General features: G+C 31.3%; 9 protein-coding genes. All 9 read left to right on the plus strand.

The genetic code is table 11. The features are described 5' to 3' along the window. Nucleotides 1–219: 219 nt before the first annotated feature. The 9 genes from G634_RS0104780 (at nt 220) to G634_RS0104820 (ending at nt 11,218) form a co-directional block, all read left to right on the plus strand. Nucleotides 220–1,194 (plus strand): helix-turn-helix domain-containing protein, encoded by a 975-nt coding sequence (locus tag G634_RS0104780; protein WP_026504331.1) that lies wholly within the window; start codon nt 220–222, stop codon nt 1,192–1,194. Between the two features lie 120 nt (nt 1,195–1,314). Further along, nucleotides 1,315–1,563 carry a hypothetical protein gene (locus G634_RS0104785; RefSeq protein ID WP_026504332.1) on the plus strand — a complete coding sequence of 83 codons (249 nt, stop codon included), beginning with the start codon at nt 1,315–1,317 and terminating at the stop codon, nt 1,561–1,563. A gap of 31 nt (nt 1,564–1,594) precedes the next feature. After that, the gene (locus G634_RS0104790) at nt 1,595–3,208 is read left to right on the plus strand and encodes an ATP-binding cassette domain-containing protein (protein WP_026504333.1); all 1,614 of its coding nucleotides are present in this window, start codon (nt 1,595–1,597) and stop codon (nt 3,206–3,208) included. Nucleotides 3,209–3,218: 10 nt separating this feature from the next. After that, nucleotides 3,219–4,922 (plus strand): ATP-binding cassette domain-containing protein, encoded by a 1,704-nt coding sequence (locus G634_RS0104795; protein ID WP_026504334.1) that lies wholly within the window; start codon nt 3,219–3,221, stop codon nt 4,920–4,922. Then, a complete protein-coding gene (locus tag G634_RS0104800) occupies nt 4,912–5,145 on the plus strand; it encodes a hypothetical protein (protein WP_026504335.1) in 234 nt (77 codons plus the stop codon). Before G634_RS0104795 ends, G634_RS0104800 begins: the two co-directional genes overlap by 11 nt. 69 nt (nt 5,146–5,214) lie before the next feature. Then, complete coding sequence (locus G634_RS0104805) at nt 5,215–7,053, plus strand: ABC transporter ATP-binding protein (RefSeq protein WP_051233689.1); 1,839 nt, start codon at nt 5,215–5,217, stop codon at nt 7,051–7,053. Then, nucleotides 7,028–8,803: an ABC transporter ATP-binding protein gene (locus G634_RS18025; protein ID WP_051233690.1), complete on the plus strand. Its 1,776-nt coding sequence runs from the start codon at nt 7,028–7,030 to the stop codon at nt 8,801–8,803. The genes G634_RS0104805 and G634_RS18025 overlap by 26 nt, the downstream gene beginning before the upstream one ends. A gap of 28 nt (nt 8,804–8,831) precedes the next feature. Beyond that, nucleotides 8,832–9,089 carry a hypothetical protein gene (locus G634_RS0104815; RefSeq protein WP_026504337.1) on the plus strand — a complete coding sequence of 86 codons (258 nt, stop codon included), beginning with the start codon at nt 8,832–8,834 and terminating at the stop codon, nt 9,087–9,089. Between the two features lie 140 nt (nt 9,090–9,229). Then, complete coding sequence (locus G634_RS0104820; protein WP_026504338.1) at nt 9,230–11,218, plus strand: right-handed parallel beta-helix repeat-containing protein; 1,989 nt, start codon at nt 9,230–9,232, stop codon at nt 11,216–11,218. Nucleotides 11,219–11,423: the final 205 nt, after the last annotated feature.

The raw sequence follows: 11,423 nt of genomic DNA on the forward strand, positions 1-11,423 counted from the left end.
ATCGATTATAAAAATAATAAAGGAAGTAAGAGTTGTAAAAAAGAAAAAGTTTAACGTTAAACAGATTCTTTCTTTGCTATATATTATAACAAAAAGTTAAGGAACTTGTCACTAGACAGAAAAAATTGACATATGTATAATAAAATAAGTTGAATCTTTTCGGAAAAATACCGAAAAAATCAGCTATTAATGAGGGTATTTTGACATTGCGAGGGTGATATGACAGATAAAACAAATTTTGGGAAATATATTAGGGAATTACGACTAACTAGAGGGGTTAGTAAGGTTGATTTATGCGAAGGAATATGTGGAAAGGTGACATATCAGTACTACGAAGATGGTAGTTGTTATCCACCATTATTAATTCGAAAAAGACTTTTGGATAGATTGGGCGCATCAGAAGATAATAGGATTGTTCTAGTGGATTCTGACGAATATCAAAGATGCACAGATTATTTTGAACTGATAGATTGCATTGAAGATAAAGATATTAATGAATGTTACTATTTGTTAAGTGATATTCGCGAATCGGTTGCTAATCTTAAAGGTAAGGAAAAACAAGTTGCTGAGCAAATGCTGATAGGAGCTGAGGCTGAAATTAAAAGAGTACTCGAAAAAAATGTGGATAGCCAGATATATAAAATAATATTAGACTATTCAATAAAAAATTTCGAAATTGGAAGTGCAAATATATTAAGACACAGCGTCTTAGCTTCGGAAGAATACTATTATTTGCTTATGTATTATATATACATATGGAAAGAAATGAAGGCTAACAAAGAATATGAGAATAAGGAAAATGTATTAAAAGATGTAATTATCTTGATGAAAATGATAGATAATGCATTCTTGAGTGAGGAAATAAAAGAAAAGTTTATTTCAAGTTTAAAATGGTTATATGGCGAGGTTCATGATCATAGTAATGAAAACATAAACCGCGAATGCGAAGAAGCTGATTACATAATGAAAGAAACTGTTATAAACTTAGGGGATATTCATAAATCACCGAAAATTGTTTGTGATATTGATTTCATTAAAAACAAAATGGATGAGCTTGGTTATACGCCGAAAATGCTTTCAGAATCTGGTGTATCGGAAAGAGAACTTAAACGAATACTTAGTAAAAAAGTAAAACCAACGCGGATGACAATGAAAATAATTTTGGAATATTTTGAGAATGTTGAAGGATTATAAACTTTCAAAATGTGCAAAAAAATTTGGAAAAAACTTGCAATATAACTGCGAATTAGGGCATAACTAAGATTACAGAAACGGTAGCGAAGGTTTGATTTTAGGAGTGGTAAATGAGGAATTATGTTAAATATAAATTCAGAATCTAGTGTAAAAGTATTTATTCAAATGCTTGAAGCTACAAAATTTGGCTATAAATGGATTTGGCATTCTTTTTTTAATTTCAGATGGAATTATGAATGTAAAACTTTATATCTTTGTGGAATTGGAGGAATGAATTCGTTTGAATCTATTTTAAAATGTCCATATGTTGATAGTAGACGTATTGCAAAAAATTATGAAGAAACTAATTGGTACCTGGAAAATGGCTAACTAAGGTTGATATAAAGGACAACTAAATAGAATGACTTTAGAAATATTAAAAAACATCAAAAAAATAAAGAAGCTTGTTTTGTGGCTTATCATAATGATGATGAGTATACAGACATTTATTACAACTGTTTGTGTTACTGAGCTTATAAAAGATATCGTAACCCTTTTGCTATTCAAGAAAAGCAAAATTGATTCTTTGTTGTTTTTTTATATTGGGATAATATTGATTTATTGCATAGTCTGTTATTCTGGCAGAATGATTTCTTTTTATTATCAAAAGTATGCTACTAATGTATTAGAAAAGGAAGCTTTTAGCTCATTATGTAGATTAAATCAATGGAATAATGAATATGATGGTATGAATTTATTACCTAAAATACGTAATGATATTTATCAATATATAACGTTGGACATATCTTTATTAAATCAAAAAACAGAATTATATACAAGCATTATATTTGGATCTGTTTATGCAATTATAATGAATGTATATGTATATGCGGGATGTTTGGTGGTAATAGGAGTTATATTTTTTATTACTAAAAAGGAATATCCGAGACTAAAAGAATTTGAGTATGAGATTGGAACTGAGTTTAACAACAATTACGCTAATATTAATGAAATAATAAATAATATAGGTATCATACATGTTTTAAATCCTAAGCATATTCTAGAGGATTTTAGAAATGTTGCAAATAAAAATGTCAATCTTAACATAGGAAAAGGACGAGTATTTGCTCATGTTTATATTTGTAAAAAAATATCAAATGTTTTTTTGGTATTTATGACTTGCTTTTTAGGAATTCTATGTCAAAAAGATGATTGTGATATTGTAATTGCTATATCGGAGATTGCGGCGTTGGCATATTTGATGCCTAATATATCAAAGAAAATATTGGAAGTAATTGATATCAATATTCAACATAATAATATGAAAGCAACGGGAGAAAGAATAGATGATTTGTTTGAATTAGAAAAATATGATGAAAATGGAAAAGAAGAGATTAGAGAAATTTTGTCAATTTCAATTGCTGATTTATGTTTTTCCTACGAAGCAAATGAAGTGATAAAAAATATGAGGTATGTCTTTAAAAGAGGTCGAGTTACAGTATTCCATGGAAAGAGTGGATGTGGGAAAAGTACATTATTAAAAATTTTATGTAGAGTAATTCCGGTTTCTGATGGAATGGTTTTTATTAATTCGTTAGATATCAATACGATTCATAGAGAGTCTATTTGGAAAAAAATTAGTTATGCTTCACAGGTATCTCACGTTGTTAAAGGAAAAATCATAGATAATATACTAATGGGACAAGAGTTAGATTTATATAAATTAAAAAAAGCGTTATATATATCGACGCTAGATGAGTCACTGTGTAATTTTCCAAATGGCTTGGAAGAAATGGTGTGTGAAGATAATGTGTCCAGTGGAGAAAAACAAAAGATAGCAATGGCAAGAGCTATTTATAAGGAACCAGATTTCTTGTGTCTAGATGAGATTACTTCAGCGATGGATCCAGCTTCTCAAAAAATGGTTATGGAACGAGTAGTTGAGTATGTGCAAGAAAACCAAATTTTTTGCGCATATGTATCACATTTTATAGAAAATAATCATATGCAAAATGTTGAAATTATTAATATATAAGGAGTTAGAAATGTTCGGAAGAATTATTAATGACTTTATAATCAGTATAGAGCATTTACCTGAAAAAAAAATTACATTATTTAAATGGATTTTTTTACGAGCATTAAACGAGACATTATCTCCTCTTATGGTTCCGATTATTATTCGTATCATGCTAGATACATACCATAACAAAGAAAATTTTATAATTGCTTCGATAATAATATTCCTTGTAATGATGCCTGTATTTGTTTTGAGTTATTATATCTATGTATATTCCGATGCATGGGTTATAAAGACAATGTATGAATATCAGGAAAATGCTTTGGAAAAAATATGTGGAGTATCGCCTAGTATATTAAATGAGAAATATACTAAAGGAGATATATCTTATGTAATTAATTCTGGTGCGTGGGGGATGATTCAGTTATGGATGAAGATTTTTAGAATTGTTGGACCACTTGTTGGAACTGTATCATTGTTAATCTATTCAATAGACTTTTTTGTGACTTTTTTATTTATTCTAATGTGTGCAATTATTCTCGATTTTTTAGTGGCTTGGTTTCAAACAAGAGTTAATTTTTGCTTAAACGAACAGTTAATAGCTATTCAAGGTAAAAAAGATAATGAACTTCGTTTTATTTTAAGTGAATTAGAATTTCTTGTAATGAATGATGAAATAAAAAAAGAGTTGGAGATAAATGATGATATTGTTCAAGATTATTGGAAAAATATAAAAATTACAAACGTATTTGATGCAGGCGTTTATTTGGTTTCAGATATGATATCTGCATTGTTAAAAACTTTTATTTATAAGAGAGTTGAAACTGAAAATGACAATTTATCATCAGGTCAGATTAGTTCAATCAATCAAATGTATTCGAATGTTAAAGGTTCTGCACAAAAGACAAGAAGTCAAGTTATAACATTACCTAATCTGTTGGTTCCGGTTGAGAAAATGAATGAGTTAATCGTTAATTCAGAAAATGAAGTTCAGAATCTGATTTGGGATGATAATTCTTGTATTAGTGTTAAACATTTATGGGTTGATTATAATAATAAACAAGTCATAAAAGATGTGAATATTGAACTAAAATGCAATGATAAAGTTGCTATTATTGGTTCGAATGGATCTGGAAAGTCAACATTACTAAAGGCGTTAATGAAAAATGTCAATATATCTAAAGGTGAGGTGTTAATAAATCAGTGTAATATTAATAATATCAGCAATCAAGTAGTAAAGAACATATTTTCTTATTTGCCTGCAAATTATTTACTTTTTTCAAATAGTGTAGAAAAGAACATTAACATGAATACACCTGAAAAGCATAGCCAACAAGATGTTATTTCTATATTAATGAAATCATCATTTGATGAAAAAATCGCTAAAGAAATTTTAGATAAATCTACAAATAGTTTATCAGGAGGACAGAAGCAAAGAGTTGCATTTGGAAGATTGATTTCTATGAATAAATCAATATATTTATTAGATGAACCTACAGCTTCTTTGGATTTGGAAAATGCTAAAAAATTGATGGATTACGTATTTTATAATCTAGATACATATATTTTCACTACTCATAGGGCGAAAGAGATTCAGTATGCAAATAGGATAATTTTTATTCATTCAGGTAAAGTTGTATGTGATTTAGCAAGGAAGGATTTTTTAGAATCAAAGTATTATCAAGTTTGGTTGGGGCAAAATGATGAAGAGGAGTACGGTAATGATTTTTGAAAATGAAATATTTCAAAATAATAAGTGTATAATAAAAAAAGTGTTGAGTCAGGCGAAGAAAAGTACGTATTATTATAGTTTATTTGAAAAAAGAAAAATAAAGATAGAAGAAATAGATACCTATGAGGATTTATTGCAAGAATATATTGGGGTTAATTATGCAAGAAAAAAGATATTAGGAAATCTGCCACAAGGGAAATATGTTTGGATTTGGATTTTTTAATTCCCGATGAAACAACAAAAATAATTGAAATCGTTGATGATATTAAATCTTATATAGTAGGTAATTAAAATGGATATAGTTGAAGCAAAAAAGTTTAGTTTATTTAGTAATATTTTATATGTGTACAAAGGTGTTGCTAGAAATAAACCATATCTTTTGGTTGTTATGTTATTGTCTGTTATTGGGACTATTGGAACTAGATATGTATGGCTTTTTCTGGGAAAGAGAGTAATCGGATGTATTGAATCTGGATTGGATTCATATAGTTTATTGTGGCAAATAATTGTCATATCTTTTACGGGGATGTTGCTGATGCTTATACAGACATTCGCTATTTATTGGGTAGATCCTGCTGCTTTCTATGTTCGGCCTATGTTTATACTTGGCAGAAATAAAGACTATTTTAACATAAGCTATCAGAATACAGAAGACAAAGCAGTTATGGACTGGAGACAAAAATCTATAAATGCTACTAATTGGCCTCATAATGGAATAGAAGGAATGATTCGTAAGGCGATTGTCTTATTTTCTGAGTTAACAACTTGTATAGTTGCAATGATAATACTCGCAACATATAGCTATTCAATGATTTTTGTTGTGATTATATTTGGGACTTTGACATATTGTTCGGTTGATAAGGCGACGAAATATGAAAAACAATTAACAAAAGATGATGTTATATATGAACAGCGAAAATCAGATTATTTTATAAAATTGAGCAGGGATCAAGCATATGGAAAGGATATACGAATATTTGATTTAGCGGAAGTAATACTAAAAACAATTAGCACTCTAAACGAGACAATTCATAGAAAATATTGTGAATCTAGAAATAAATGGCTTAAAAGCGAATTGTTTGTGGGAATAATAGACTTTTCTAGAGAAAGCATAATGTATACAGTATTAGTGCTACTTGTGCTGGAAAATAAAATTGGAATTGCAGAATTTACATTATATGTTGGATGTGTAAAAAACTTTGCAAATTCTTTCAACTGTTTAGTAACAACATATGCTTCTATGAAAAGTTGTAGTAGAGAAATAAATGATTTTAGGAGTTTTGAAATATTCTGTAAATCCGATGGTGACAAGGGTAAAGAAATAGTTGGGGTAGATGAAATTTCTTTTGAATTTAAGAATGTATCATTTAAATACCCTTATTCAGACACATATGTTTTAAGAGACATTAATGTTTGTATATCACCAAGAAGTAAAATAGCTGTTGTTGGTTTGAATGGAGCAGGAAAAACAACATTTATCAAGTTATTACTCAGACTTTATGAACCTACAGAGGGAAAAATACTTTTAAATGGTGTAGATATTTCTACTTATGATAGAAAAAAGTACTATGAATTATTTTCACCGGTCTTTCAGGACTTGGAATGTTTTGCATTTAATTTGGCTGAAAATATATCATTAGATTCTATAGAAGATACGGATGTGGGGTTGGCAGAAGAATGTGCAAGAAAAGCTGGTTTGGGTAAAAAAATAGATGAGTTCGAAAAAGGAATATATACGGATATATTAAAGATTCATCATGAAGATGGTGTTGTATTGTCTGGTGGTGAAACGCAAAAAATGGGATTGGCAAGAGCGCTATACAAAAACGCCCCCATTGTAATATTGGATGAACCAACTGCTGCATTAGATGCCATGGCTGAAAGCAAGATGTATACAGATTTTTGCGAGTTGGTTCATGGTAAAATGGCGATTTTTATTTCTCATAGACTTGCTAGTACTAGATTTTGCGATAGGATTCTAATGTTCGATCATGGAGAAATAATTGAGGATGGAACGCATGATGAACTGATGAGGAATAAAATGAAGTATTATGAGATGTTTGAAATGCAATCATATTTTTATAAAAATGATGTGGAGACCAATGATGAAAAAAGCATTATCAATATGTAGATACTTTTATAAATATATTTATAATACATCAAAAGGTTATTTTGTAGTTTTGTTTATAAATATCATATTCGTTGCTATATCCCCAATTAATAGTATGCTGCTAACGAAATCGCTGCTTGATTCAATAATAGAAAAAGAAAACATTATTAGTTGGCTAATTTTACTTGTTGTAAGTAATTTTATAATTGGAGTTGTAATAAATTTTACCAAGGAAATTCGTTTGAAATATGAGGACAGGTTCTCAAGGGAATTTGATCTTGATTTGTCAAAAAAGAATATGGAAACGAAGTACTCAGATACTGAAAAAGCCAGTAATATAGAAGCCTTAAATAAGGCAGTAACAGGAATGAGCTGGTATTCAGGAGGAGTACGTGGATTATCAGACTGTTTTGTTGGAATTATTTCTTCAATACTAACATTGATTGGAGTAACTTACATTATATCAACTATTTCAGTTTCGTTAATTATATGTTCGGTTATCACTGTAAGCGTAAATACACTTTCAACATCAAAATGTAACAAAGCTCAACAAGAGGTATTTAGCATAACACCCGCAATCAACAAGTTTTATCATTACATATATCAAAAAGTCACAGATAGAAAATATGCTAAAGAAATTAGGTTATATAATGCTTCGAATATGATATTGAACAAAGAATTGGAAAATGCTAACGAACTGAACAAAATAGACAATCGTTGTGCGTGTAAACAAACCTTTTGGGGGTGTCTAGGCGGTGTAACATCAGCATTAAATTATTGCGTAGTATATGTATATTTAGGGTTATTAGCATTACAAGGGAGAATTTCTATATCAGAAGTTGTTTTGTGTGTTTCTGCTGTGGATGCACTTGTTAATGGGTGTTTAATAAGTATTATTAGATTAGTTCAGGATATCGGATTAAAGTGTGATTTTATGGGGGCGTTTATAGACTTTATGAAATCCGATGAAAAAATAAAGTCAGGAAATTTAATTGTTGATGAGTTCCAATTTGAACAATTGGATTTTAAAAATGTTTATTTCAAATATCCTGGTAATAATGATTATATACTTGAGAATGTTTCATTTACAATAAGAAAAAATGAAAGTGTTTCTTTTGTTGGCTTGAATGGAGCGGGAAAATCTACTATTGTTAAGCTTTTATGTAGATTATATACGGTAACAGACGGTGAAATTCTCTTGAATGGAGTGAGTATATATGATTATGAATATAAAGAGTATTTAAAGCATTTATCAGTTGTTTTTCAAGATTTTAAACTGCTTGGATATAGCATTGATGAAAACATTAAAATGGGAGACAGGGATAAGCCGTTTAAAAGAAGTGATATATATAATAGAAGTGGCTTGAATTCATGGGTTGAAAAGCAGAAATATAAAGGAAATACACTTTTATATAGAGATTATGATAGTGAGGGAGTTGAACCTTCTGGTGGTATAGCTCAGAAAATCGCAATTGCAAGAGCTTTACAGAGGGATTCTTCAATTATTATACTCGATGAACCAACTGCTGCATTGGATCCAGTAGCCGAGTACGAAATATATGAGAGATTTAACCAACTTGTAAAAAACAAAACAGCAATATATATATCTCATAGGCTATCTTCGTGTAAATTTTGTGATCGAATAATTGTCATTAATAAAAAAAGTGTCGCAGAAGAGGGAAATCATTATGAATTGCTAAAAAAAGGTGGACTGTATGCTGAGATGTATAATACACAAGCAAGCTGGTATAAGAAAGCAGAATTAGCATAATGATAATAAAATGAGGAATGTTCAGAAAATGAGTAACGTAATTAAGAAATTACCTATTGTACATCCGCCATTTGAAACATACCAAGGCGCATCCTTTATATTGGGGATTTTCCCGGAACAAGAATGGATGACTGATAAATATGGAAGAGGAATACAGTTTCTTAGAGATATATCACGAGATGCTAAAGAACATTCAGATAACAGCGTGATAGAAGATGTTCTGAAGACTGTTGCAATAATAAAGGATTATTTTGCTAATAATATGGAAAATTTTAGATCAAAATAAAAACGTTAATAAATCATTAAGAATATCCTTGCGGTTTTAAAAAAGTGCTATAATTTTAATTATATGAAACAGTAGAATGAATTAGGGTTGTACTGGTTTATATGCCAAAATTTTGCAAAAAACTATAGGAGGAGTTCTTAATGATTTTTTACGTTGATGCTAATGCGTTTCGTGGGGGAAATGGAAGTAAAGAGCGACCTTTTAAACGCATTAACGATGCAGCATCTATTGCTGTAGCAGGAGATGAAGTAATAGTAAAAGCGGGAGTTTACCGTGAGCGTGTAGTTCCAAGGCATGCTGGGACTAAGGAACATCCGATTGTGTATCGTTCTGAAGAAATGCTTGGAGCAGTTATTACTGGAGCAGAAGTTTTAACTGGATGGACTCGTAAAGACGGTACTATGTGGAGCGTTAGGGTTTCCAATTCTATTTTCGGAGACTACAATCCTTATGTAGAACAGGTGTATGGTGATTGGTATTTTTCACCTATTATCAGACATACTGGAAGTGTATTTCTTAATGACATGATGATGTATGAGACGACTTCTATTAAGGAGTGTCAGGAGGGCCTGGAAGATTCTTTTGCATGGAATAAGGAAGAGTCTAAGTATTTATGGTACTGTGAGCAAGACGGCGATGAAACTGTTTTTTATGCTAACTTTCAGGACAAGAATCCAAATAATGAGAAGGTTGAGATTAGTGTCAGAAGAAATTGTTTCATGCCAGACGAAAATCACATCGATTATATAACTGTAAAAGGTTTTAATATCAACAAAGCTGCTACTACATGGGCACCTCCTGCAGCATATCAGGATGGCATGATTGGACCTCACTGGAGTATGGGATGGATTATTGAAGACTGTGAGATTTATGGCAGCAGATGTTGTGGTATTTCTCTTGGAAAATATTTGGACCCTGAAAATGATATGTATTTTACAAAAAAGCATGTTAAGAGTCCTACCCAGATGGAGAGAGATGCGGTATGCAGGGGGCAGTATCATGGATGGCTTAAGGAAAAAATCGGTCATCATATTATTAGAAGGTGTAATATTCACCACTGTGAGCAGACTGGAATTGTAGGACGTATGGGAGGTGTATTCTCTACAATAGAGGATTGCACTATTCATCATATTTGCAATTCTCAGCAGCTTGGAGGCGCTGAAACTGCCGGAATTAAGCTTCATGCTGGAATAGATGTTACTATTCGCCGCAATCACATTTACAACTGTATTATAGGTATATGGCTTGATTGGCAGGCTCAAGGTGCTAGAGTGACGCAGAATCTTATGCATGATAACACAAGACCAGAGGGTGTTAAGCAGGCTGATGGTGCGATGTTCAATTCAGATGTTTTCGTAGAAGTTGGGCATGGTCCGACTCTTATTGACAATAATATTCTTTTGTCACCTGTTGCTGTTACGATTCCTAGTGAGGGAATTGCCTGTGTTCACAACCTTATTGCAGGCAGCTTTAGTCTTATTAATTCTGGTGTAGACAGTATAGTCAATGGTCAAAGAGAGCCTAGATACACGCCTTACCATATAAGACATCGTACTGAGGTTGCCGGATTTATGACTATTCTTCATGGTGATGACAGAATTTATAATAATATTTTTGTTCAGAAATTTGACGTTGAAGATGATAAAAAGACTGCGGCAGATGCTGATTATAAGGTGGTAGGAACGGCTCCTTTTGATATCTTTCCGACTAAACAGGAGTGGGATTTGCAATTTGATTTGACAAAGAATCCTGATATGGGCAAGTTGGCAGAGGCTCATTTTGGTCATCTTCCTGTATGGATTGATGGAAATGCATATTTTAACAAGGCAACAAGATATGGCAAGGAAGAACACTTTTTAGAAGGTGCAAAGGAAGTTTATGCAGATGTGATATTAGAAGGCAATTCATGGAAACTAAAGTCGAATATTGGCGATGCGTTAAAGGATTTTGCTTGTGGTATTATAAGTTCTAAAACTCTTGGTTATGCATTTGAGCCAGAGCAAAGATTTGAAAATCCTGATGGAACAGAGATTGTGTTCGACACTGACTATTTTGGCAATCACAGAGGAGTATCTGCAATTCCTGGACCATTTGCCTTATTTAGTGATAACAAAATTGCATTAGTTTAATTTTTGTTTCAAAATTGATAAAGTGGATTTTTGTGAGGCAAACTCAATGATTTTGATGGTTGCATAATCTAAGAAATGATGACTTTTTGTCACTTATATTCAGAAACTCGCATTTACTGCGAGTTTCGTGAGAACAAAAGTCAAGCGGCAAACTGGTCCAAGGCGAAGCCTTTTTAAATGGCCAGTTTGCGTAGTTTTTGGAACG

This window comes from Butyrivibrio sp. NC3005, assembly GCF_000424545.1.
In the GTDB taxonomy this organism is placed as follows: Bacteria; Bacillota; Clostridia; order Lachnospirales; family Lachnospiraceae; genus Butyrivibrio.

What these genes read in the sequence shown, in the direction of transcription:
- G634_RS0104780 (WP_026504331.1), top strand. Translation starts at nt 220, where the DNA reads ATGACAGATAAAACAAATTTTGGGAAATATATTAGGGAATTACGACTA.
- G634_RS0104785 (WP_026504332.1), top strand. Translation starts at nt 1,315, where the DNA reads ATGTTAAATATAAATTCAGAATCTAGTGTAAAAGTATTTATTCAAATG.
- G634_RS0104790 (WP_026504333.1), top strand. Translation starts at nt 1,595, where the DNA reads ATGACTTTAGAAATATTAAAAAACATCAAAAAAATAAAGAAGCTTGTT.
- G634_RS0104795 (WP_026504334.1), top strand. Translation starts at nt 3,219, where the DNA reads ATGTTCGGAAGAATTATTAATGACTTTATAATCAGTATAGAGCATTTA.
- G634_RS0104800 (WP_026504335.1), top strand. Translation starts at nt 4,912, where the DNA reads ATGATTTTTGAAAATGAAATATTTCAAAATAATAAGTGTATAATAAAA.
- G634_RS0104805 (WP_051233689.1), top strand. Translation starts at nt 5,215, where the DNA reads ATGGATATAGTTGAAGCAAAAAAGTTTAGTTTATTTAGTAATATTTTA.
- G634_RS18025 (WP_051233690.1), top strand. Translation starts at nt 7,028, where the DNA reads ATGAAAAAAGCATTATCAATATGTAGATACTTTTATAAATATATTTAT.
- G634_RS0104815 (WP_026504337.1), top strand. Translation starts at nt 8,832, where the DNA reads ATGAGTAACGTAATTAAGAAATTACCTATTGTACATCCGCCATTTGAA.
- G634_RS0104820 (WP_026504338.1), top strand. Translation starts at nt 9,230, where the DNA reads ATGATTTTTTACGTTGATGCTAATGCGTTTCGTGGGGGAAATGGAAGT.